The sequence below is a fragment of the Bacteroides sp. An51A genome, assembly GCF_002161565.1.
GTDB lineage: Bacteria > Bacteroidota > Bacteroidia > Bacteroidales > Bacteroidaceae > Phocaeicola > Phocaeicola intestinalis.
The window spans coordinates 421,834-447,431 of sequence record NZ_NFIC01000001.1 but is presented as its reverse complement, the minus strand read 5'-3'; the positions used below and the strand labels follow the sequence as shown (position 1 = coordinate 447,431).

Genomic DNA, 25,598 nt, shown 5'->3' with positions numbered 1-25,598 from the left:
TAAAGGGAGATTCAAGAAATATCCGGTTGACGTATTCTAGATGCTCTAGTGGCATTCCGTTACAATATTTTCAGGATTTGCTTTCATATATTAAAACAATTTTGTAATATTGCAACAATTTTAGCGAATGAAACACCTTTAAATAACACAAGAAAGTATGAGACGAACGACATTTTATCGCTACCGTTTCTTCCTGACTTTGGCAGCTATTTGGCTGCTCACTCTTGAAGGAATGGCACAAGGTGCGTATAACCGTACCATTCACGGTATCGTGACCGATGAAAATAACGAACCGCTTCCTGCGGCATACGTTAAACAGGTAGTTGAGGCAGAAGGCAATTCCATTGCCGGCATCATCACAGACATGAACGGTCATTTCAGTCTGACACTTCCCAAATCAACACAAGAAATCGAGGTTTCCTTTGTAGGCTACGAAACCCAGCGGGTTCGCCTGACGGCAGCAGTTGATTATGCCATTCACCTCCAGCCTGCTACCGAACTGCTGGACGAAGTGGTAGTGACTGGTTATCAGACCATTTCGAAGGAGCGGGCAACAGGAGCTTTCTCGAAAGTAAATGCCGATCAGCTGGAAACCCAACGCATACCGGACATCAGTTCGATGCTGGAAGGACGGGTGGCCGGATTCAGCGACGGGCAAATCCGTGGAGTCACTTCCATGAACGGACTGACTACTCCTTTGTATGTCATCGATGGTTTCCCTGTAGAGAAGACTACCAATGATGGTTACGGCAACTGGATAGAAAGCGTGCCCGACATGAATCCTGAAGACATTGAAAGTATTACTGTACTGAAGGATGCAGCCGCCACTTCCATTTACGGAGCACGTGCGGCAAACGGCGTTGTGGTTATTACTACCAAGCGTGCCAAGAAAGACCAGCTCAACATTTCATTCTCTGCCACACTTACCGTACAGCCTTATTCTACCTATGCCGACAAGTATCTTGCTGATGCTGCCACTATGATAGGACTGGAAAGAGAATGGGCAGCACAGAATCCTAATTTGCAGGGAGAAGGGGCTTCTGCTTATGCGCAAAGCCTGTTGGATGACAATACCTACACATCGCAAGGAATCCGCGCCCTGTTAGGGTATTATGCCGGAACACTGTCCGAAGCCGATATGAACGCGCGCCTGACATCACTGGCATCGCGCGGTTATCGTTATTACGATGATATAGAACGCTACGGCATGCGCAATCCTTTTACGCAACAATACAACCTGAGCATCGGTAAAGGAAGCGAACGAAACACATTCAATGCTTCGGTCAGCTATCAGGGACAACAGATGAGCGACAAGTTTTCGGATAACCGCTCCATTGGTATCAACCTGCAGAACTCGACCCAAATTACCCGATGGCTGACCTTGGAGGTAGGCACTTACCTCAATTACGGAAGCGGTACAACGCAAAGTTACAGTCTTTTCTCGCCAGGATATACGTATATGCCTTACGATGGATTGATGAACGATGACGGTACGCGGTATACCAACCGGCAGGAAGACCGTTACAACGCATCACAAATGAGTACGCTGGTTTCCAACGGGCTGTATAACCTCGATATTACGCCATTGGACGAAACTGGAATGAATCTGACAGACCATCGTAATTTCAGCAATCGTACTTTCGCTCGCCTGAGTTTTAAGTTCACCGATTGGCTGAAATATACGGCTTCGTTTCAGTATGAATATGCGAACTACACGACCGAACAACTCCAGAATAAGGAATCGTATGATGTGCGTAATACCATTAATACATACGCCTCGGCAAACGGTGATGGTACAGCTACGTTCAATATCCCTTACGGCAATATCTTCTTTACCTCGGGAAATGTAACCCATGCCTATAACTTCCGCCAGCAGCTGGATTTCGACAAGACATTCGGCGGCATACATGAGGTAACGGCACTTTTCGGAACCGAGACGCGCGAAAACAAGAATAACTTCGACAACCGTACCTTATATAATTACGACCCCGACCTGCTGACGTATTCACTCATCGACCAAGCTGCGCTCAGCACCATGGGAAGCATTTGGGGATGGGGCAGTTTCGGAACTGGGAATGTAGCATACATCAATGAACTGACCAACCGTTATGTGTCATTTTATGGTAATGCGGCATATACGTACGACGGAAAATATACCGTGACCGGCAGCATCCGTTGGGATAAAACAAATCTGTTTGCAACTGGTTCGAAATATCAAAAGCGTCCCATCTGGTCAGTCGGTGCGGCGTGGAATGTCAACCGTGAGAAATTCATGCACGATATTGATTGGATAAACATGCTTAAATTACGCTTCAGTTATGGTATCGGGGGTAATATCGCCAAAGATTCGGCTCCTTATATGACTGCTTATTATAACAATAATATGCATGTGGGCGGAATTTCCGGAACCATACAAAGTCGCCCTAATCCTGATTTGCGTTGGGAAAAAACAACCACTACCAATATCGGTATTGATTTTTCTCTTTTGAAAAACCGTCTGAACGGTTCTATCGAATATTACAATAAGAAAGGTTCCGATTTGCTTGCCAATACAAACGGTGTGCCTACCGAAGGTTGGGGGTATAGCACCTATACCATTAACAACGGTAAGATGACCAACCAAGGATTCGAACTTTCGCTTTCAGGCACCGCTATCAGCACGCGAGATTGGACATGGGACATCGGCGGCGTATTGGGATACAACAAGAATAAAGTGACATACGTCAACGTAGAAGCACCTGTTTCTTACTTGGTTATTGATTATCCTTCTGCTTATCCGCGTGTGGGGAATCCTTACAATGCCATTTATGGATATCAATGGGCGGGATTGAGCGCTACCGGTACTCCGCAAGTATATGATGCAGAGGGAAACCTGTTTACTGATATGGAACCGACTGAAATAGAAGATCTCATTTATTTGGGAACCACAGTACCTGTTTACAGTGGTGCTATCAATACTACATTGCGTTGGCGCAACTGGGAATTGGCTGCACAGTTCCTTTTCGAGGGAGGACATAAGATGCGCAATACCAATGTGGCTTATCTCTCCGGTATGGGTCCCGTAAGCAAGCGCATTGCTGACCGCTGGCAACAACCCGGTGACGAAGCACATACGGATGTGCCACGTTATATCTCTTCGGAAAGTACTCTTTACAATTACAATTACTATAATATGTACGCCCGTTCTTCGGTTAACGTTATTGATGCCAGCAATTGGAGGATGAAGAACCTTTCGCTGACTTATCGTCTGCCAAGCAGTGTATGCGACAAATTGTATGTGAAGAACGCACGCATCATGATAGGTATGGAAAACGCGTTTACCGTAGCCAAAAGTGATGATGCCAAATACTTACTGGGTGGCTATGCCAAGCCGAATTACCTCTGTGGTATTTACCTGAACTTTTAACTAAAATGATTACAGATTTATGAAACACGTCATTTACATCTATATGCTTGTATGCGGGCTGGTTTTCAGCTCCTGCAACGATTATCTGGATATTGTGCCAAAAGGCAATAAAATTCCGTCTACTCTTGCCGATTATGAAGCTCTGTTGCGTGATGAGTATGCTATCGGACAGACTTCCATCAGCAATGCCCTTTATTTGCTGAATGACTATTACGTAACGGTCTCTAACCTGAATAGTCCCACCCTGACCCGTGCTAACTATATGTGGGATGAGACTGCTGATCGTATCTTGTTGAACAATGCCGATGAAAGTACATATTATCAGCTTTATGCTGCTATCTCTTCGTGCAACCTGATTGTAGAAAACGTGCCTTCTGCCACCGAAGCCACTGATGCCGAACGTGCCGAAGTCATCGCTTATGCCAAAGTTATCCGTTCCCTTTGTTATTTCGTATTGGCAAACTATTATGCCGATACGTATGATGCGGCAACCGCCGGCGAAAAGCTGAGCGTACCCCTCATCACAAGTGCCAATATCAATGCTCCTTCGCAGCAAGTGACCATACAAGCTATATACGACTTCATCATCCAAGGAGTGCAGGAAGCAATTGACGGTGGATTGCCCGAACAATCGATGACCGTGCTTCATCCCAATCTGGGCGCCGCATACGCCCTGCTGGCACGTGTATATTTGCAGATGCAGAATTACAGCGAAGCATTAAGCTATGCCAACTTAGCTCTTGGACAAAATGACCAGCTTTACGACTGGAACGCTTATTACGATGAACATCGTTCCACGATTGAGAATCCGGAAGACTATACCGGACTACCCACACCTACCGATTACTCGTATGTGGAGAACTATTATTTCCGTTGCGGAAACGGTTCGCCAAACTACACGACCAATGAACTCAATATACCGGTAGAGCGTGCCGAACGTTTTGAAGAGGGAGATGCACGTTTCTTATCCCGTTGGAAACTTTATTCGCAAAACCAAGACACGTACTACCGTGGAGTAGGAAACGGTTATTTCAACTGGGGAGGACTGACCACTACAGAAGTTTATCTTATCAAGGCAGAATGCCAGGCACGTCTGGCACAAGGAGGAGATTTCACAGAAGCGATGAACACCCTGAACGCTGTGCGCCAAACCCGTATCCGTCCCGAAGTATACCAGCCGCTGACTGCCTCGACATTAACCGAAGCTATCGAACTGATTCGCCGTACCAAAGACAATGAACTGATATTCTCCATTGTACCTTTTGCCGATGCACGCCGCTTCAACCAAGAAGGTACGTATGCACGCACCATGACGAAAACCTACGAAGGTGAAACTTATACGCTTCGTCCGGATTCTCATCTGTGGACAATGCCTTTCCCGGCAGGTGCTATTAACAATCCCGGAAACGGAAGCATTCAACAAAACGTGTCTAAATAAAAATACATAAAACAACAAGTATGAAAGTAACAAACTTAATGCAAATCTTGCTGCTGGGAACCCTTACGGCAGCTTGTACATCCCAAGCCCCTAAAGACGGTTATCTGATAAGTGGAACGATTGAAGGACTTCCAGACAGTGCCTACGTGCAACTCATGCCAGTATGTCACGAAGAAAGTGACCCGATAGCCGACACTCTGGCAATCGGAGGCAAATTCACCTTTATCGGGAAAATGGAAGAACCCCGCGCCGTATTACTTACCGTAAAAGACGCCTACGGCTCGCGCCGCCTGATGCTGGAAAATACAGCTATCGAAATCAAAGGTGCGGTTGTATCGGAAGATGTGAATGGAACTCCCTCGTATAGTCTCGACAAGTTATCCGTAAGTGGGTCTCCCCTGACAGCCCGTTACGATTCGCTGATGGCGGTACGCGGTCGTATGGATTCTCTATTCAATGCCAACCAGCAAGAACATAAAGCTCTCCTCGATGCTATACAAGAAGCCTATCAGGCAAAAGACCAGGCAAAAGTGGCAGAGTTGCGTGCAAGCGAGGCCGGTAAGCAAATGGCAGAAGATGAAATGCGTTTCTTCCAAACCGTAGATTCTGTTTATCGCCAAACGGTAATGGAAAACAAGGACACTTACTGGGGACCGTTGCTGATGATTTCGCTCACTTCTTACATGAACGAAGGCATGCGCTCGTGGTACGAAGAACTCTCACCTGCCGCACAAGCCTCTTATTATGGAAAACTGGTGAAAGACGAACTTTACCCGACTGGTAAAATTGGTGATAAGATGCCTGAATTTATGGTAAAAGATGCATCGGGAAAAGAAATCACTCTCCAAGAACTCTGCCAAGGAAAGAAATACATCCTGATTGACTTTTGGGCATCGTGGTGTAAACCGTGCCGCAAGGAAATTCCTAATATCAAAAAACTTTATGCACAGTACGCTTCTGAAGGTTTTGAGGTAATTAGTATTTCCATTGATAAGAAAAAAACCGATTGGGAAAAAGCTGTAAAAGAAGAACAGTTGAAATGGCCTAACTTCTTGGATGAAACCGGAGTGGCAAAGCTTTACAAGGTAAGAGCTGTTCCGACCATGTATCTGATAGATGCCGAAGGTCGGATGGTCGGTGATAATCTGAGAGGAGAAGCGTTGGCAGAAAAACTGGCTGATTTATTCGATTGACTTTGACTTCATTATGCCAATATGCATTTCCGTGATTGTTTTATATACAGCCTCTGGTAAGTTGAGATAATGCATGCATATATCTGCGTGAGGATGTGTAATATGGCTTACGCTTTCATCAACTTGTATGGTATAAGTTTCTGGCTACTGTTTAGCATAAAGATAAACCTGATCCAGCAGTATGCCTTCGTCTAGCGCATGTACCGTCAATCGGTGTGAAGTGGATTTGCCGAGAGGAAAAGTGATGCGTCGCACAGCTTGGTTGGAAAGGATGTTTTGCTTCCATTCTTCGCTTCTTCCATACGTGCGGTACGAAATGATGTCCGACGGCTGACCGTCTACTTCTACCCGGATGCGCAGGTCTTTTCCATTGATGGGATGAGTGGGCAGGAAGCGGAGTTCCACCTCTACTGAATCGGCACGGCAATTCTCGAAGCTGAAGGATACAGCCTCACCTTGGCGGATGCCTGCTGCTTTGCCCTCGTAGCCCAAGTGTTCCCACATCACGGGATTACCTTCAGCGGCTTCCAGTGCGTTCCATTTATAAAGGTACGGGCGGTCGGGCTTCAGTGATTCCGCAGTATGCGTTTCGGGAATGGGCAGAAATACCGCTAAGTTGCGCGGCTTGTAGTCCATAATGCCTTTCCACTTCGGCGTGTTGTAGTGGCGGGTAAGGGAAACGATGCTGTCGAATGCTGCTGTGCTTTGCTTCCAGTCTGCTTTGCCGTGACGTGCCAGTTGGGCATAGAGGCATTTCTTGTTCATTTGGGAAGCTCCCTGAATGGGGTATTGTACTAGCTGGTAATACGTAGCCTGTTTGGTTTCAGGCATGAGTCTGCCCCATATAGCAGCTTTGTCTTCCAGTTCCTGATAGGCGGCAAGCCGTGTGTGGATAAACGATTCGCTCCACGGCAGATCACTTACTATTTTGTACTGTGGGTCTTTCTCCTCAGTGCGTGTGCTTCCCATGAATTCCGGCTTGCGGATATGGGCAAGGCGATAGTGCTCTTGCATCATCGGAAGCAGGTAGGCGGATGCCTGCGTACCGAACTCGCGGGCAAGAAAGTTTTGCAGATGTCGGGTTACTCCTTCCTGTTCTATCTGGTTTATATTCCAAGCCATGTCCATAAACAATTCTATCTGATATTCGGCAGGTTTGATATCTCCTACATTTAGAATCCACATCTTACGGATGCCGTGGTCGTAGGCGGTCTTCATCTGTTGGTAGATGAGATATGGGCTGAGGGTGGATAGCCACAAATAGTCGTGTGGCCGCCCCCAGTAAGATATGTGGTAATAGATACCGTTGCCGCCCGGGCGTGCCGCTTCTTCTGCGGTAGGGAAATGGGTGATATATCCGTAATTGTCATCGCACCACATCAGAGTCACGTCTTCGGGTACTTCCAGCCCTGCATTGTACACATCGAGTACTTCTTTATACGGTATCAATACTTGTGGCACGCGGGTTACATCGCCTTTGTATTTCGCCAGCAGTGCCCGCTGGTCTTTCAATATGTCGGTCAGTGCCCGCTTCTGTTCGTCTACGGTCTTGGCACCTAACATTCCGCTATCGTGTATGCCACGCATGCCTAACGTATAGATGTCATCCGATTGGCGGAGCAATTTTACCCGTTCTTCCCAAAAGGCTAGCACGTTTTCGCGATTGGTCAGGTAATTGTAGTCGCCTTTGCCCACGCGTCGCCATTCACCGTTGGTATTGCGCATCATTGGTTCGCAATGTGAAGTGCCGAGGTAGATGGCGTAACGGTCTGCTATTTCTTTGTTGCCTTCGGTAAAGAAGAAAGGTACCGAACATTCGTGCATTGCCGGCCAAAAGGTATTGGCACGCAGGCGTAAGAGCAGTTCGAAAATGCGTGCATGGGTTTTCGGACCGATTTGTCCCTTTATATTCGAAGGTTCGTGGTTGGTGTAGCTCCAAGGCATCAGTCCCCAGTCTTCATCGTTGATGAAGATGCCCCGGTAGGGTACCGTCGGATAGTCCAGCTTGCAGAAGCCTGCTTCGATGCGCCATTCCGTTTTTTTCTCCGGTGTAGCGTCTGCCCACCATTCCCAAGGCGATACGCCCAGCATACGTGAGAGTTCTAAGATGCCATATGCTGTACCTCGTTTGTCACTACCAGCCACCAATAGTTTTCCGTTTTTTAATACTTTAATGAAAAAAGCCTCCGGATGTCCGTCCAGGCAAGAAAGGTCTATCCCTTCTCTTTTTGCCACTTTTTCCAGAAGTGTACTCTTTCCTTGCGTTCCTATATAGATATCCCCTTCGGTTTCCATAACCGAGAAGGGTTGCGAAAGTACGGCTTCGCAATCCCGTTTCAGTAAGTCCAATGCAACCTGCACTACGGGTTCTTCACCTGATGCACAAGCCACATTCATCGTGCTACCTGTTTTCCATACAAAGTCTGTTGCTCCCAAAGCGCAAGAGGCAAGCCAACAGCACACAACAGTTAACCATAGTTTTCCCATAATTTCTTTATTGATGTTTTCTGCAAAGGAAAGGCATTTTCCAATATCCGTACATGGATTATTGTGCCTTTTTACTGGGAATTTGTGCATTATTGATGTTTGGTCTTTATTGCAGTACGTTTTTTCGGGAACTTGTTGAGGATAATGCGGTATGAACAAAAAACAGGAATGAGTGTTATGTTGTTTATAGGATGAATTGCTTCTATGATAAGTATGTTATTTTGCTATTTTTTACTGTATTATGAGACGATTTTTGTTTGGCTTATGTCTTATATCTTGTTTGCATGTCAGGGCACAGGAAGAGAAACAACAGGTTTGGGGATGCGATTTGTATGCATCGTTTGACAATTACGGATGCTGGAGTGTGGAACCATCCGTCACATTCCGTCCTGTTTGTTATGCGGGGGTGTCGGTGGGTATGTTTTATAGTAGGCCATTTGTCGCAGATTATTCATTCAACGGGGTTACGTCTGATAACCGTTTGCGATGGAGTGTGGAAGATGTGGAAAGCATCGGAGAAATATTTGCCTTTCGCTCTTCTCTCAGCCTGTTTACACCTCCTGTGCTTTTGGGCAGTGATAAAGAGTATGCACTTTATCTTACGGTATCGCCTGGTGCTACCGTTCCTTTTGTTGCAGATCGAAGGGTAGTCATTGATTATTATCCTAATCAAGCTGGAGCCTGGACTGCCATTCATCAGGAATCGGTAAAAAATAGAGGGGCACGTAAAGTGTTTTGGCATATACGTACAGCACTGACTTTGGAAGTTGATGAACATCTGGTTTTTTTGCTGGCTTATACGTGTTCCGATTTTGATCCTTATGCTTCTTTCCGTAATTTGGTATGGGAAGGCAGGTGTTTCGAGGCAAAGAAGCACAGATTGTCGCATATGGTTTCGATTGGAATAGGTATCCGTTTCTGAAGTTTATATACATTAGACAGGCTTGCATCTCTGTATGGTAGAATATGGTATGGATGTTCTTTAGATTAGTCCAATAAGGATGCGCAAAATGAATATATACTTACTTTGCCGTTGCAGTTATCTTCGTAGGCTGTAGCAGTTATCTGAAATTGCTTATGAATATATCTTCGTTTTGCAGACATGTTAAATAGAAGGGGTGTTCATAAATTGTTGAAAAAGCAAAGTGATGACATTGTTTTTTTGTCCCGTCTGAACAAAAAGCGGTTATCGGTTGTTGTATTGCTGGTGCCGGAAAAGAGTTCCGGCCGTTTGTAATTGATTGACTATTTATTTAATCAACCAACTGACAAGATGAAAAAAAGTTTTTGGATTACGTTCTTATGCAGTCTGATGCTGACGGCTTGTAGCCGGGAAGAATGGATGAAACCTCCAGGAGGGGAGGGAAGCAAGGCAGTCTTTGTCTTGCAATGTGCCGATTATGAAGGTGAAGATGTTCCGTCACGCCTTGTTACAAGCAAGGGCAGGACATACGACCGTGTTATTTTTTATGTAGCGGACGAGGCAGGGCGTGTAGTGACCAACCTGAAAGGATTTTATGATTATGCAGCTTCAGAAATACACCTTGAAGGTTTACAGGAAGGAGATTATACCTTGCTGGTATTGGGTATCCGGGGGGATGCCGGACAAGATGGGGTTTCTATCCGCGAACTGAATAATGTATCCGAGCCTTGGCTGATATTTCCTGCTCAATTGTCGAAACCGCTGGAAGCGGATTATTTCTATTCACGTACTTCTTTTTCTGTTTCCCGGAAACTGGGTGTAGACGGAGCCGAGATTATTGTTTCGGCACCCGGGCAGATTGTGCAACGGCGGATAGCCGGCAGGGTGGACTTTTCGTTCGCTTTTCGCAATCCTTACGTGCGTACCGCGGTCGTACACAAGGAAGTGATATGGGATGCAGTGTCTTTTTATACGACTCTTTCGGGCGACGGTTCGCTTTCGGACGAGGTGGATATGCAGCCTGTGGTCTGGCCGCTGGATTCGGTAGCTTCTTTTTGCTTGCCTCCAGCTTCCGGTGAAGTGCCTCTGCAGGGAGCGGTCACGGTATTGACACGCGATTATCGGAAAAATCAGATAGAGCGGACGTATGATTTTACCGTCGATTCGTTGGTTTCAAACCGTATTTATCGGGTGCATACTCCGGTTGTACATCCCGATGATAAGGCAGGAGTGATGTTTGTTACTCCAATGGCGTATGAAGAAGGCGGGCACGCGAAAATCTTGCAAGATGAAGAGCGGAAAGAAATCTATACGGATACCCGCCAGCGTTCGTTCGACACTTCTCAGCCTTTACAGGTAGAGATAACCGATGACGGGCGTTTGCACATGCGCTTTTATTCACCGCGTGATTTGAGTGATGTGCTGGTACGTGCCCGTTTTCCTTCGGTGAGCGATGAATACATTGACTTGGCTTACTTTGATACGGTACCGGCTTTTGCCGATTTTTACGGTCAGATTCCGCTTTTCACTTCAGAATGTATGTATCGTACCGTTTCGGGGAAATGGATAAAAGTGCCTCCGCAACCGTTGACGGCTGCCCTTGATGCCAGTTACGAAGTGATTTCGGGCGATGCTTATTGGGAAAAACTGCAAGCCATCCGTCATGGTTGGAAGGTGACTTTCAACCTGTATGGAGGTGATCCCGACCAGCCTAATGGCGGACCGGCAGGAAACTGGATGGGAATCCGTCCGGTGCATTGCCGTGAAGTGGTGGCGTTTTTCCTTAATTTCACCTATATGATTGATATGCAAGAACACGAGGATATCTTGCGTGCCAACGAGGACCGTCTTTACGGAAATGGAGGAGTAACCGACAAGGTAAGTGCTGAAACCGTATTGAAACAGATGCGCCAGCCTCGTTCATTGCGGGTAGGATTGGTCTATACGGGAAATGGAGTGCTCGGGCTGGGCGGAGGCGATGTGTTCGGGGCGTATCAGGGTGCTTGGCTCAGCCATTATACCGATACGTATGCCTGCGAGGTGATGTTTCACGAACTGGGGCACGTTATGGGGTATAGCCACGATAGTGCGTTTACTTACGGGCCGTGGGCACAGGAGCTGATGAATCAGTTTTATGTAGACCATTTGTATTTGATGCCTATTGATTCGCCTGATTATCTGAAAAGCAAACAGAGTCCGGCTCTTTATAAATAATGAGTAGTTTAAAATGTAAGGAGTTATGAAGAAAAAGAGAATCATATTATATGCATTGGGAGGCCTGTTGCTTGCAGGATGTACCCGGGAAACGATGTCGGTCCCTTCGGTGTCGGAAGGAGAAATCATTGCCCGTGTGTCGGTGGATGATTTGGAAGGGAATGGGATAGAGCAGGATGCACGTATCCTGACGATACAAGGATATCGGTTTGAAGGGGAGGTGCTGAAAGAAATCATTACTTCATTCCGTGTGGGAGAAGACGGCAGCTATATCTTTCATCCCCAAAGGGCGGAAGGAGAAATCTGCCTGCTTGCCAATGCCGGAAAGGTAAGGAATTTGCAGGAGGTGTTGCCTGATGTAACAACCAAATCAGAGTTTCTGAAACTAAGTGCCGATAAAGATGAATTGGCATCCGAAGAAGGTGGTCTGGCAATGAGCGGATGGATGGACCCGAACGGGGTTTCGTCGGGGAAAAGCGAAGTATCGCTGAGGCGTAGCGTGTCGCGGATAGACCTTTCTTCTTTTGATAAAGGAGTAAAGGTACACCGTGTTACGGTTTCCCATATTTACCGGCAAGGTTATTTGAATGGTCAGGAATCGGTAGAAACACCAGATGGTGCCTCTACGTATGATTTTCGGAAAGAATATGTAGCTTTTGAGAATGGTAGTGAATGCTTGTTTTATTTGCCCGAACAGACAAATAACAAGTTGCAGGTGGAAATACTGGCTTCGTTTGATGGAGCGCAGCATCGGTTGGAAACTTCTTTGCCTGCCGCAATCCGGCGCAATGTGGTTTATACACTCTCGGTTTATGGAAGAGGGGGAAACCTGTCGGTATCGGTGACCGAAGACAATTGGCAAGCTGGTGGTGAGACAGAGTCCGGCCTTCAATTGAATGGACTGGTCGATGTGGATGCTTCCCGCTTGTCGGAAGGTGTCCGTGTCAACCTTTCGAGAGATACGGTATTCATTCCTTATACACGTTCCGATTCACATCTGGTATTGCTGGGAGAATCCGGGGCGGATGTAGAAATAGAAGGGCAGGTAGACGGGGTTGTTGTACAACGGGTGGCAGGCAGGGGGCTGCAACCAATAGCCGGCATATCTGTTTCGATCAGTATGCGGATGCCCGGAACAGAAGAGGAATATATATACTTGGAGGTATATCGGCAAAACGTGTATGCGGGCAGAGTCGTTTTGGTGGTCGAACCCAGTCCCATCCGACTGGAAGGACAAATCAAGTTGAACGAGCAGGGAATATGCGATTTCGACCGTTATGTTGAGGGTGAATTGGGACGTTTGACTCTTCCTGCCGGCAAGATAGCCGGTATGGAGTTTGATTCTGGCACTTCCCGTTGGATAAAGCTGGCGCCTGATGGAGAAACTTACCGCATCGTAGGCGGATGGAAACCGAACGACCCTCAGGCGGACGGACGTGTGCAGGAAGGCAGGTTGGTCATATCTGATGCAGATGGAAAGAACCGGGAAGTATATGTGATACGCCGGCGAAACTGGGGGCTTCCGGTGGTGAACATCAACGGTACGTGGTGGTGTAAATACAATTTGCGCGGAAATGTGAAAACATTCAGCGACCAGATATTGGCCGGTACAGATCCGGCAAAGGAAATAGACTTGGCAACTTATTTGAGCACGTGCGACGAAAACGAACTGTTGCATTTGCTGGGATATCAGTATCAGGCAGGTTATCCCGACGGATATCCGTTGAAGCACAACGAAACGGCTTTTTATTATGAAGGTATGCGAAACTCTGCCGAAAATTTCGGTCTGTTATCTTCCGAAGAAATGGCTCCTGAAGGATATCAGATACCTGATTACGATGATTATGCCTTTTTTACCCGGAATACGGATTTCAATTTGGGCGGACAGGGAACGCATACGTACCGGAACGCGGCAGGGCAGGAGCTGACGGTCACGATAACCGAACGGGAAGTATCGTTCGAAGGACATCTGTATGGAGTAATTGCCTTTTATGAGTTTCAGTACGAAGGTGCCCGCTGGGTACTTTGTGGGTTGGGACATCAATGGAACACCACTCCTGGAAACATTGCCCGGATGTCGTTGTTGCTTGCCACGCATGGACATTCTTCGAACACGTGGGTAATGGAAGGATATGCGCATACAGAAAAACCGGGTGAGAACTGGTTGAAGTATGTGCCGCAGAACAATACAAAAACACGTACGATACGTTGCATAAAGAAACCGGTGGAATATATATATGAATAAATGAATGTTGAACAAATGATTATCAAAAACAAAAAGTGTATGAGAAAAATGACAAACGCGAAAACAGTATGGATGGGAAGTTTATTGTTTGGTATGTTCGGAACAATGGCTTGTGCCGATTCTGAGCATCCCGGTAATGAAGAAACGGCTGTAAGGCCTGTTGTCAAAGCCAGAGTAGCAGGTTATGACCAGCTGGCTGACACTGTAGACGGTGAAGACAAGGTAGAGCATATACAGGCTTGTCAGTTTATCGGAGGAACATTGGCTAAGGTGTATGACGACTTGGCTTTCGATGGTTCCGCTTTCAATTTACAGTTGACCGATTATGAAGGGGCGCTGTATGTAATAGCCAATACCGAAGGAATGATTGATTTGAACGCATTGCACGACCGGCGCATCACCGAAGACGAATGGAAACAGACCGTGCTGAACTTGAAGGAAGGGAAGGAAGTGCACTTCTTTAGCGGCAGTTTGAGTCTGGATAGCTTTGACAAGTCGCAGACCGAGCTTCCCTTGTCGATGAAACGAGGAATGGCACGCTTTGACATTGACCTGCAAACGGCAGGTACGGCATCTGTCGAAAGTCTGATATTGAAGAATGTGGCACGTTCGGTTTATCTGTTTGCCAATCCGGATGCCCATTCGCCCACAGGAGTAGAGCGCAAGGATACAACGGTCGTATTCTCCCGGCCGCTTACGGCAAATACTCCTGGTGTGTTGTACGTGTACGAGCAGGCAAATGAAGGGCTGGAGGTAAGTGTTACCGCAGTGATTGACGGCGAGCGGAAGACACTGACCAAGGTTTTATCGGAACCTGTGATACGCAATACAGTCAATCAGATTATCGTGCGTAAAGACTATATCAGTGTGAATCTGAATGTGAGCTTCGATGAATGGGAGCCAGGCAATGATACGGAATTGGAAGCGAAACATGCTTCTTAAACGTTTAAGGCATGTTTATGAAAACAAGGTTGTATATAATCGGTTTGCTCTGTAGCCTGCTGTTTATCTCTTCCTGTTCCGACAGATGGGAACAGGAGGAAACTGTTTCCTCCGGGACAGCGGAACTATGTATCAGCAGATCTTCGTTTCAGGTGGCTGGAAAGCCGTCTCCGCTTTCTGGAGAAGACGAGATAACATCGCTTAGGGCATACCGTTTCGAAGAAGGCGTTTTGCAGAAAGTGTATGAGCCGTTATCGGTCGGGGGAGATGATTATCGTCTGCCGCTCGACCGGCTTTCGGGTACACTTTATGTAATAGCAAATGAAGAACCTGCGTGTGAAGAAGGAACGACAAAAGAAACAGATTGGTTGCAAACTGTACTGACAGCTGACCAGCACCAGGTATCGAATTATTTTACCGGAAAAGCAGACTTGTCAGGCAAGATGGAAAAGGCTGTTTCAATACCGTTGGCTTTAACGCGTGGAGTAGCCCGTTTCGATTTCCGGATAGAAGTACCGGAAGGGACGGTATCGGTGAATCGTTTTGCGGTGAAACAAGTGGCACGGCAGGCTTATCTTTTTCCGGGAGATACAGTGCGTTCGCCCGAAGGGACAGCCAAGGAAGACTGCATCATCAGTACGCCGGATGCGCCCCTGACACGCGATTCGTTAGGGATACTGTATGTGTACGAACAGTCTAATCCGGATTTGTCGGTGAGTCTGGAAGCAGAAATAAATGGCAAGGTGTATGCTTTCGAACAGCCGTTGCCGTCAGATATCCGGCGCAATACGGTATATGCCATCGTATTGCGGAAAGACGTTCTGCAGGTTGATGCACAACTGACGGTGGAAGCTTGGGGAGAGGGAGATAGTACGGCAGCATATCCCGACCTGACTGCCCCTCCGCAAGTAGATGCCGCGGCGTCAGAATTGCCTGCCGGAGCCGAAGTGACCGCAGGGAAAGATGGTGTGAATCTGCCATACGGATCTGTAGAAATGGTATTGGCAGTAGCGTGTGACGATGAATTGGAACTGCTTCCGGTAGATGCTTCGGCATCGTTGGAAGTGGAGCCGCTTGCCGGTCAGGGGCTGTTTGAGGGCAGACAGCGGTTCCGTATCCGCAAGCCGCTTTTCCCTCCCGAACAGCCACCTGTCGAAACCGCTCTTCGCTTTCGCCGTAAAGGAATGCAGTACGTGTATCCTGAAGATGTAATCACGCTGAAGCTTGCCGGGAACCCCAGCCGGCTTTCGGGAAAATTACAGTATGCCGTCGGGACGTATGCCTTCGATTTCGAGCGCTATATAGATAATGAGCTGGGTGTATTTACGTTGCCTGCAGAGAAAGAATTGACGGTGGAATACGAAGCGGGCGAAGATGCGTGGATAAAGCTTGACCCTGTTTCTGTAAGAAGCGGAGAAGGTGCGTATCGGGTGCTGGCAGGCTGGCGGCCGAATGACGTTACGGCAAACGGGCGCAGGCAGTCGGCTACGCTGGTCATCCGCAACCGTGCCGATGGCTCGCAGCGCGAGGAATATACCGTGTCTCGCCGCAACTATGGATTGCCAGTGACGTGGATGCACGGCATCTGGTGGTGCAAGTACAATGCCCGTGGTGATTCCCGCTCGTTCGAAGACCAGGTGCTTTCGTCCGATGATCCGGCACGCCGCGCAGGCCAGACCGTTTTCGAGTACTTGGGAGCGTGCCCGCCCGAAGCGTTTTTTGATTTGTGGAAATGGGCATATCAAGGTGACAGCGGCACAGGGTTGCAGGTAATAGACAAAAACGGTACGGCGGCATTGGATGGCTACAATCACCAGGTGTCCGTGCATATCAACCGCCTGCCTGCCGATGCGCTTGCCCCCGAAGGTTACGAACTTCCGTCGATGGAAGATTTCAACCGCATCTTTGACGCAACCGATTATGTATGGGTGATGTGGAACGGCACGCACACGCTGCGCACTCCGTGGGAAGGGCACAGCCAGGTGAAGCGGCTGCAGAAGCGGAGAAACGATGTGACGGTAGGCAATGTAGCCTTGCCCAGCCTGATTCTCATCGAGATGTGGAGCCCCGATTTCCCCGAGCATGAACCGGTTACGTGGTATGGCGTGGCATCGCAGTGGAACGACAGCGAAGGTGTCTTTCATAACGGGCATTACAACAATATACTCTTTGGCGTACACTCGCCGGAAGGTACAGGTTGGTTTATTCCCGGGAAAAACGATGCGCTTTATTTGCATAAGAACGGCGGCGCAGCCAAGGACACGCGCGTGCTGCGTTTCCGCAAGTCGGAGGTGGAGTATGTGTATTGAATACCTTACTTGATTTTGATAAAGAAATTAGGTAAGAGCATATAGGTTCATCTGGTGTAAGATTATTAATCTTCAGGCTGCAAGATTATTAATCTTACAAGCGGAAGATTATTAATCTTACACCAGACGAAGTTATCTGAAGGGAAACTTATATAATGAAGTACAAGTGCACAGGTATCTTCTTCAAGTAAAAGCCTTATCTTTGTAACCGTGAGTTTAGAGCTTACCGCATTGTGCATATTGCTTTTCTTGTAAAGTGAAATAAAATTCTCAAATGCTTCCGGCTTTATCTTTTTTCGGTAAAATCATGTATCTTTGCAAGCGGTTAATTAATTGTAGTAGAAGATGGCAACAATCAGGAAAAAACATATCGTTCTTTTGTGCTTGGCTTTGGCCTGCGTTGCAGGTTTGACTTTATTCTTCTCCAAACCGGCGAAAAGCGGTCGTGCTGGCATGTCATTGGCTGATGTCCTGACCGACAGCATTTCTCGAATCGTATCAGCCTGTCCGGGTGAGGTCGGGGTGGCTCTTATTGTCAACAACTCCGATACCGTTACCGTCAATAACAAAAGCATTTATCCGATGATGAGCGTGTTCAAGCTTCATCAGGCATTGGCTATTTGCAACCGGTTTGACCAAGACGGATTGTCTCTTGATACTTCATTGACTGTCCGGCGGGAAGACCTTGACCCTAAGACATGGAGTCCCATGCTGAAGGAGCATCGGGAGCCATTGATTACTTTGCCGGTCAGGGATTTGTTGCGTTATACGCTCATTCAAAGTGACAATAACGCGAGCAATCTCCTGTTTGAGCGCTTGGTAAGTGTTGCCGAAACAGATAGCTTTATCGCTACGCTCATTCCCCGTTCGAGTTTCCGGATAGCTTATACAGAATCGGAGATGGCGGCAGACCATGCGAAAGCCTATGCCAACTGTACATCTCCGCTTGGAGCGGCGATGCTGATTCACAGGCTGTTTACGGATGCTCTTGTAAGCCGTGAGAAGCAAGACTTCATCATGAAATCTTTGGGTGAATGTACTACCGGGAAAGACCGTATCGCAGCCCCTCTCCTTGGAAAGGAAGGGATATCTATTGCCCATAAGACCGGTTCCGGTTATACCGAAAACGGAGTCCTTGCAGCCCATAATGATGTTGCCTACATTTGTTTGCCCAACGGTGTAAATTATGCGCTGGCTGTATTTATCAAAGATTTTAAGGGCAATGAGTCACAGGCTTCCCAAGTTGCGGCACGTATATCAGCAGCCGTGTATTTGTTATTAGCGTAAGTGTTTGAATATTTTCGAGGGCATTTATAGCACAATGACTTGCGACACTCCCAAACACGGGCGTACGTGTCGTGCAACGTAATCGCTTGACGTGCCCGGTAGGACCGTTCGTCTCAGCCTGTATGGGCGTTCGCGTTTGTTCTTCGTCAGATAGCCCGCTATCTTCCTCATCACAGAAGCGAAAATGCCTCAAAAACTCATCCCAAATCATCGCACGATAAATTCAAAACAGCTTCTAAGTCAAAATAAGAACAAGCCCCCCGGAAACACAAGAGAAAGCGGTTTTCGGGGGCTTTGTATTCAGAGAATATTATTCTGGATAATTCAGGTTGGCGTCCGTCAGCTTCTCCAGCACCTCGTCAAGGAACTTTTGGGCTTCCCATCGTGCCATCGGAAGATTCATCATCAGGTAGTTGCCGCAATCTTTGGGACTGGCTCCCGGCACGTCACCTTCGAAAGTGGCGATAAAGCGGAAAGTCTCTTTCATCAGTCCGACGATATCGGTGGACTGAAGGTCGCCTTTCACAACCAGATAGTTGCCCGTAAGGCATCCCATCGGTCCCCAATAGATAATCTTGTCTGCCCATGTGGGATGATTGCGCAGGAACGTGGCGGCAAGATGTTCTATCGTGTGAATAGCCGAAGGGCTGAGGCACGGCTCGCGGTTGGGTTCTTTCATGCGGATATCGAATGTAGTGACGGTTTCGTCTCCCACCGCGTCTTTGCGTGATACGTAGATGCCACGCAGCAGGCGGATATGGTCTACGGTAAAGCTGGGTATCTTTTTCATATCTGTAGGGTTTTAAAGTTTGTTCGGTAATGCTTTCAGGAAGGTTTCGGTCACACGGAACGAGTTATCGGCTATTTCGCCCCAGAAGTTCTTGTATTGTTCCAAGTGTTTGTCCGCTCCCGGCGTATCGCTGATGATACGGAAACTGATGAAAGGCACGCGGTAGAGATGGCATACTTGGGCAATGGCAGCCGATTCCATATCGACCGCAAGTCCTTCGGGAAAGTTCTGCTTGATGGCATTCAGTTCCGTGCGGTCGGTGATGAATTTATCGCCCGTGCAAATCAGTCCGCCGTGAATCGGCGTTTCGGTATCGAGCGAGAGTGCACAATTATATAAGGTGTCATCACCACGGAAGAAAGTGGGGAAACCTTGTACTTGTCCGTAGGCATTTCCTTCGCCGCACCACACGTCGTGGTAAACGATGTTCCGGCTTACCACTACATCCATTACATTCAGTTCGCTGTCAATGCCTCCCGCCACTCCGGTGCTGATAATGCAGTCGGGCTGGAAATTGCGGATGAGCTCTACCGTTCCGGCGGCTGCATTTACTTTTCCGATGCCACATTGCATCAGGATGTGCGTGTTGTTCTTTACCGTTCCTTCAATGTAAGAGAAAGGTCCCTCACGATGTTCCGTTTTATTGTCCAGTTGGTTTGCCAGTTGCTTCTGCTCGGAAGACATGGCGGTGATGATTCCTATTTTCATAAATGATTTTATTTTACGCCGCAAAGTTAGCATTTTCAAGGAGTATTGTGTTATCTTTGCCCCCATTAAAACTCAAAAACTTATATCGTATGAATGAATTAAAGAAACTTCTTCCAGATGTGGCAGCGGTTGTGCTTTTCATAGCGATTTCGTTTGCTTACTTCTATCCGGCGGTGTTCGAGGGGCGCATCTTGGCGCAACACGATGCGGTAGCGGGTATCGGAGCCGGACGCGAACATCAGGAATATCATCAGAAACACGGAAAGGTGACCCGTTGGACGAACTCGCTGTTCAGCGGAATGCCTACATATCAGCTGGCTCCGGGATATGATTCGAGCCGTACGCTGAACACGGTGCAAGACCTGTATCATTTGTATTTGCCCACGTATGTATGGTACGTGTTTGTGATGTTGTTGGGATTTTACATCCTGCTTCGTGCGTTTAATTTCAAAGTCTGGATGGCGGCATTGGGAGCGGTTATATGGGCGTTCTCCTCGTATTTCTTCATCATCATAGCCGCCGGACATATCTGGAAATTCGTCACGCTTGCCTACATACCGCCTACCATTGCGGGAATGGTGCTGGCATATCGCGGCAAGTATTGGGCAGGAGGTATCGTCACCGCGCTTTTCGCCGCACTTCAGATAGTGTCGAACCACTTGCAGATGACGTATTACTTCCTCTTCGTAATGCTCTTTATGGCAATAGCGTTCGGCGTGAAGGCATGGAAGGAAAAGGCTTTCCCCCGCTTCCTGAAGGCAACGGGCGTGCTGGCGTTGGCGGGTGTGCTGGCGGTATGCATCAACCTGTCGAACCTTTATCACACCTACCAATACAGTAAGGAGAGCATGCGTGGCAAGAGCGAGCTGGTGAAGCCGCAGTCTGCCGACCAGACCGGAAGCGGGCTGGAGCGCAGTTACATTACGCAATGGAGCTACGGCATCGGCGAAACCTTCTCGTTGCTCGTGCCGAACGTGAAAGGCGGAGCCTCCGTACCTTTGGCACAAAACGAGCGGGCGATGAGCAAAGCCAATCCGGTGTATTCAGGCCTGTACAGCCAGTTGGGGCAATATTGGGGCGAACAGCCGGGCACGTCGGGACCGGTCTATGTAGGCGCTTTTGTGATGTTTCTTTTCGTATTGGGCTGCTTCATCGTGAAGGGACCGATGAAATGGGCGTTGCTGGGCGGAACCGTATTCTCTATCCTGCTTTCGTGGGGAAAGAACTTTATGGGGCTGACCGATTTCTTCATTGACTATGTGCCGATGTACAATAAGTTCCGTGCCGTTTCGTCTATCCTCGTCATAGCCGAATTCACCATACCTTTATTGGCGATGCTGGCGCTGAAACAGATAGTGGAGCGCCCTGAATTGCTGCGCGAGAAGGCAAAAGCGTTCTTCGTCAGTCTGGGGCTTACGGGGGGCTTGTCGCTATTGTTTGCCATCGCGCCCCGCGTATTCTTCCCTTCGTATGTATCGACGATGGAAATGAACGCGTTGCAGAACGCGCTTCCCGCCGAACATCTGGCGCCTGTCCTGATGAACCTCGAAGAAATGCGTGTCAGCATCTTTACCGCCGACGCTTGGCGCAGCTTCTGTGTCATTCTGGCAGGTGTGGCACTGCTGTTGATGTATGTGCGCGGAAAACTGAAATCCACCGCCCTCATCCTTTCGCTGGCGGCTCTCTGCCTGCTCGATATGTGGACGGTGAACAAGCGTTATCTGTACGACGCGCAGTTTGTGGCGAAAGGCACCGAGATGAAACCTTTCGCACAGCCTTCGGAAACCGACAAGGCGATTCTGAAGGATACCACGTATTATCGGGTGCTGAACCTATCGACCAATACCTTCAATGAAAACGAGACTTCTTATTGGCACAAAAGCATCGGGGGATATCACGCCGCCAAGCTCCGCCGCTATCAGGAGCTTATTGAAGCGTACATCCAGGGCGAAATGGGTAATCTCTTTTCTGAACTTCCTCAGACGGGAGGCGACATGTCGGCGCTCGACCCCGATCGCATACGTATCTTGAATATGCTGAACGCGAAATATTTCATCTTCCCCTTGCAGGGCGGAGGCACGATGCCCGTGCAGAACCCATACGCAATGGGCAACGCCTGGTTTGTAGACGATGTGCGTTATGTGGGCAATGCCAATGAAGAGCTGGACAGCCTTGCAGCAGTTGACTTACGCAAGACAGCCGTAGTTAATCTTCAGTTTGCCGAGCAAGTAAAAGCTCCTTCACAAGCATCGGTTGCCGATTCGACACGCAGCATTACGTTCAAGCATTACGAACCGAACGAACTGACGTACGAAATCAGTTCACAAGCCGGAGGTACGGTGGTGTTCTCCGAGATTTATTATCCCGAATGGCAGGCTTTTGTGGATGGAGAGGAAGTTCCCGTAGGCAGAGCCGATTACGTGCTCCGTGCCATCAATGTCCCGGCCGGGAAGCATACCGTCCGTTTGCTTTTCGAGCCGAAATCGGTTGCCATTACCGAAACCATCGCTTATTGTGCCTTGGGCATTCTGCTCGCAGGTGCCATTGTGCTGGTTGTGCTCCGCCTGCGGAGGCGCGGGTGATTCTCACCACAGATTCACGCAGATTATTTTTATTTTATCTGCGTGAATCTGCGCCAATCTACGTTTCAAGAGAAATAACTTAAAAAATCTGTGTAATCTGTGGTGAAAAACATCATTTATTTCTTATACAGCAGGCGCAGCGCGAACTTGAGGTGGAGCAGGATGGTCTGTACATAGCCGTAGTGGCGGCACATGATGCGGAAGCGCTCGGTGAGGGAGGCGCGGTGATTGCGCGTGGTCATGCCTTCGTTGAGGTAGTCGATGAGCGTGAGGCGCGTGTTATGCAGCACGGCGCTTTGCTTCATCACGCGGATGCACCAGTCGAAGTCAGCGGAGAAGCGGTAGCGGAGGTCATAGGGCACGGCATGGTCGCGGCGGGCGAAGAAAGCCTGGTGGCAGACGAGCATCCCTTGGCGGAAACTGTGCCATGTAAGGTTCTCAGGCGGTTCGAGGCGGCGCATTCGCAGAAAATGCCCTTCTTCATCGACGATGGCAGTACGCCCGTAAATGACATCGGGCAGTCCGGTCAATCCCGTAAGGCTGTGGACGATAAGCTGGAGGGTGTCATCTTCGTGCAGCTCGTCGCCGGCATTGAGGAAACACACGTAGTCGCCCGTAGCGAGGCGGATGCCTTTGTTCATCGCATCGTATAGTCCGCGGTCGGGTTCGCTCACTACGGTATGGATGTGCTTGCGGTAGCGTCCGATGATTTCCATTGTGCGGTCGGTAGAGGCTCCGTCGATGATGATGTATTCGATGTTCTTGTACGTCTGGGTGATGACACTCTGCAAGGTGTCTTCGATGACGGCGGCGGCGTTGTAGGTCACTGTGATGATGGAGAACTTGGGATGAAAGTGTGTCAGCATAGGCGTGTTTCAGTCGTTTTGTCCGGTGATGCGGTTGTAGATTCCGATGTATTTCATTGCTACCACGTGTTCGGCGTAGGTGCTGAGCACTTTGCGTCGGGCTTCGGTGCTGAGGCTTTGGTAATCGCCTTCGGTGAGTGACCAGCAGATGCCGTTTGCCAGGTCTTCGGCAGAGCGGTAGCGTGCCACGTAGCCGTTGTGCAGGTGGTCTATCATTTCGGGGATGCCCCCGATGCAGAATCCTACGCAGGGCACGCCGCACGACATGGCTTCCATAATGGTGTTGGGCAGGTTTTCCTGAAGCGAGGGGGTGACAAAGAGGTCTACGGCGTTATAAATAGTCGGCATTTCTTTTTCCTTACCTACATAATTGAGGCAATAAACAGGGAATGGGAAGAGGTCGGCATATTGTTGCGATTCCTTGCCTACCACCACTACTGCAAGTTCGCGACAAAAATCGGGTTGCATTTCGTTCAGGAGGCGGCAGGCTTCTACTAAATAATCGATGCCTTTTTTCTTGTCGGTAATTTTCATTGAACTGAACAGCAACAATCGTTTGTCTTCAGGGAGGTTCAATTTCCGTCGGGCAGCAAGCTTGTCGGTAGGATGAAACAGATTCGTATTGATAGGATTGGGAATATTGGTTACGGTATGTCCGTGGGTGAGGATACTTTTCTGAGCCAATCCTTCCAGCCAGCGGCTGCATGCTACAAAAGTAATGGGAGCATTCTTGTAGAGGCGTTGTTTTTTGACGAAAGTCTTATAAGAAAGGTCATGTTTGTGCCCACGGTACAACAAATGACAATCGTGACATTGCGTTTGGTAACGGATACAATCCTGTGCATGGTGACAGATACCTGTCACAGGCCACATATCATGCATTGTCCATACTACGGGTTTGCCCGATTGTAGTATTTTCTCAATGTCTTTCAGCGAGAGCATGCCTTGGTTGACCCAATGCAGGTGGATAACATCGGCTTGGTTGAATTCGGGCAACAAGGTGATGTCGGTACCTGTGTTGGCAATGTCTACGGCAAAGAGGTTGTGTTTCTTAAAGTGATTGGCTTTCCATATAATGATACGCTCCCATACGAATTGCCAGATTTGCCGCCAAGACTTCTTCAGTGCTACTACAGTTACCTGTTCAGTTTGTTTGTCGCGTACCAGCATCTTTGCTTTGATACCACTGCTTTTTAAGGCTTCCATCAGTCGGCTTGCGGCAATGGCTGCTCCTCCTATTCGTTCGGATGTATTTATGATAAGTACCCTCATATTTCATCAAAGTTTTTGCAAAGGTACGATTTTCTCTAAGATAAATTCGCTACTTTTGTGCGATATGAAAAGAAAAATGATATTTGTTCCTGCCGGAGGTTTGGCAAACCGCATCCGTGCCACGCTTTCCGCCATCGCATTGGCGGAGCAGACCGGCATTGAATTGAAAGTAATCTGGTTTCGTGACTGGGCATTGCATGCTGCTTTTCGTGATTTGTTCGTGCCCCGGAATTTGTCCGAAAAGGTATGTATTACCGAAGCATCGGCTTTTGATTTGTTGGTGTACGACCGTCCGAGGCAGAAGAACTTCCGTGTTCCTGCCTTGTTTCAGAAGCTGCTGTTCCGGTCGTGTCTGTACGAGCATCAGATAGACGCGCTCCGCACGCAAGGTTTCGACTTTGAGGGCTGGGCAAGGCAGGGGAATGTATATATGGCGTCTTATCTGCCTTTCTATGCTTATCCCGATGCGCTGCTGCACGAGGTGTTCCGCCCCGTTCCGCAGATAGAGGAGGTCATCGGGAAACGCATTTCCGCCTTTTCGGCTTATACCGTAGGCGTGCATATTCGCCGTACTGATAATATTTTGTCTATCGAGCACAGCCCGCTGGAGGCGTTTTTCGGTTGTTTGGATAAGGAACAGGCGGCGCATCCCGGCCTTTGTATTTACCTTGCCACCGATTCGGAAGAAGTGAAACAAGCGATGCGCACCCGTTACGGCGAAAGAATCGTCTGTGCCGAAAGCAAAGCCGACCGCAGTACCACGGAAGGCATCCGCGAAGGCATCGCCGACCTGTGGACGCTGGCACACACCCGGAAGATATACGGCTCGTTCCATAGCTCGTTCTCCGAACTGGCGGCAGAGCTGGGGGAAATTCCGCTGATAGTGGTGAAGCGATAGATTAATGCTGTTATAAGGAAACGCAGATTATCGCAGATT

General features: G+C 48.4%; 17 protein-coding genes. 11 read left to right on the top strand and 6 right to left on the bottom strand.

Annotation, left to right across the window (positions count from 1 at the left end; translation table 11 throughout):
* The first annotated feature begins 157 nt into the window (after nt 1–157).
* Genes B5G04_RS01745 through B5G04_RS01735 form a run of 3 tightly spaced genes read left to right on the top strand, consistent with a single transcriptional unit; the run spans nt 158 to nt 6,037 of the window.
* Nucleotides 158–3,406 carry a SusC/RagA family TonB-linked outer membrane protein gene (locus B5G04_RS01745; RefSeq protein ID WP_087207971.1) on the top strand — a complete coding sequence of 1,083 codons (3,249 nt, stop codon included), beginning with the start codon at nt 158–160 and terminating at the stop codon, nt 3,404–3,406.
* Between the two features lie 19 nt (nt 3,407–3,425).
* Entirely contained in the window at nt 3,426–4,844 is a 1,419-nt protein-coding gene (locus B5G04_RS01740) for a RagB/SusD family nutrient uptake outer membrane protein (RefSeq protein ID WP_087248381.1), read from the top strand.
* 20 nt (nt 4,845–4,864) lie between these two features.
* Entirely contained in the window at nt 4,865–6,037 is a 1,173-nt protein-coding gene (locus B5G04_RS01735) for a TlpA disulfide reductase family protein (protein ID WP_087248379.1), read from the top strand.
* 144 nt (nt 6,038–6,181) lie between these two features.
* Here B5G04_RS01735 and B5G04_RS01730 read toward each other — a convergent pair whose 3' ends face one another.
* On the bottom strand, nt 6,182–8,524 hold the full coding sequence (locus B5G04_RS01730) for a glycosyl hydrolase 115 family protein (protein ID WP_087248436.1): 2,343 nt from the start codon (nt 8,522–8,524) through the stop codon (nt 6,182–6,184).
* 241 nt (nt 8,525–8,765) lie between these two features.
* Between B5G04_RS01730 and B5G04_RS01725 the strand changes: the two genes are divergently transcribed.
* The 6 genes from B5G04_RS01725 (at nt 8,766) to bla (ending at nt 18,443) form a co-directional block, all read left to right on the top strand.
* Complete coding sequence (locus tag B5G04_RS01725; RefSeq protein ID WP_140406875.1) at nt 8,766–9,446, top strand: hypothetical protein; 681 nt, start codon at nt 8,766–8,768, stop codon at nt 9,444–9,446.
* A gap of 351 nt (nt 9,447–9,797) precedes the next feature.
* The gene (locus B5G04_RS01720; RefSeq protein WP_087395400.1) at nt 9,798–11,660 is read left to right on the top strand and encodes a hypothetical protein; all 1,863 of its coding nucleotides are present in this window, start codon (nt 9,798–9,800) and stop codon (nt 11,658–11,660) included.
* A gap of 25 nt (nt 11,661–11,685) precedes the next feature.
* Nucleotides 11,686–13,905, top strand: a complete 2,220-nt coding sequence (locus B5G04_RS01715) for a hypothetical protein (protein WP_087395397.1) — start codon at nt 11,686–11,688, stop codon at nt 13,903–13,905.
* A gap of 39 nt (nt 13,906–13,944) precedes the next feature.
* On the top strand, nt 13,945–14,847 hold the full coding sequence (locus tag B5G04_RS01710; protein WP_143270412.1) for a hypothetical protein: 903 nt from the start codon (nt 13,945–13,947) through the stop codon (nt 14,845–14,847).
* 17 nt (nt 14,848–14,864) lie between these two features.
* Nucleotides 14,865–17,156 (top strand): hypothetical protein, encoded by a 2,292-nt coding sequence (locus B5G04_RS01705; RefSeq protein ID WP_143270411.1) that lies wholly within the window; start codon nt 14,865–14,867, stop codon nt 17,154–17,156.
* A gap of 345 nt (nt 17,157–17,501) precedes the next feature.
* Nucleotides 17,502–18,443, top strand: a complete 942-nt coding sequence (gene bla, locus B5G04_RS01700) for a class A beta-lactamase, subclass A2 (RefSeq protein ID WP_087395388.1) — start codon at nt 17,502–17,504, stop codon at nt 18,441–18,443.
* Here the strand turns inward: bla and B5G04_RS19250 are convergent.
* From B5G04_RS19250 to B5G04_RS01690, 3 genes are all read right to left on the bottom strand, one after another.
* Nucleotides 18,370–18,654, bottom strand: coding sequence for a hypothetical protein (locus B5G04_RS19250; RefSeq protein WP_143270410.1), 285 nt, complete (start codon nt 18,652–18,654; stop codon nt 18,370–18,372). The genes bla and B5G04_RS19250 overlap by 74 nt on opposite strands.
* A 99-nt stretch (nt 18,655–18,753) precedes the next feature.
* Complete coding sequence (locus B5G04_RS01695; RefSeq protein WP_087395386.1) at nt 18,754–19,233, bottom strand: S-ribosylhomocysteine lyase; 480 nt, start codon at nt 19,231–19,233, stop codon at nt 18,754–18,756.
* Nucleotides 19,234–19,245: 12 nt separating this feature from the next.
* Nucleotides 19,246–19,941, bottom strand: coding sequence for a 5'-methylthioadenosine/adenosylhomocysteine nucleosidase (locus B5G04_RS01690; RefSeq protein WP_087207990.1), 696 nt, complete (start codon nt 19,939–19,941; stop codon nt 19,246–19,248).
* A gap of 89 nt (nt 19,942–20,030) precedes the next feature.
* Between B5G04_RS01690 and B5G04_RS01685 the strand changes: the two genes are divergently transcribed.
* A complete protein-coding gene (locus tag B5G04_RS01685) occupies nt 20,031–22,523 on the top strand; it encodes a YfhO family protein (RefSeq protein ID WP_087395383.1) in 2,493 nt (830 codons plus the stop codon).
* A gap of 116 nt (nt 22,524–22,639) precedes the next feature.
* Here the strand turns inward: B5G04_RS01685 and B5G04_RS01680 are convergent, their stop codons facing one another.
* Nucleotides 22,640–23,389 (bottom strand): glycosyltransferase family 2 protein, encoded by a 750-nt coding sequence (locus B5G04_RS01680; RefSeq protein WP_087395380.1) that lies wholly within the window; start codon nt 23,387–23,389, stop codon nt 22,640–22,642.
* 9 nt (nt 23,390–23,398) lie between these two features.
* Entirely contained in the window at nt 23,399–24,661 is a 1,263-nt protein-coding gene (locus B5G04_RS01675; protein ID WP_022039013.1) for a glycosyltransferase family 4 protein, read from the bottom strand.
* A 76-nt stretch (nt 24,662–24,737) separates the two neighbouring features.
* Here B5G04_RS01675 and B5G04_RS01670 point away from each other — a divergent pair, with 76 nt between their 5' ends.
* Entirely contained in the window at nt 24,738–25,559 is an 822-nt protein-coding gene (locus B5G04_RS01670; protein ID WP_239413999.1) for a glycosyl transferase, read from the top strand.
* Nucleotides 25,560–25,598: the final 39 nt, after the last annotated feature.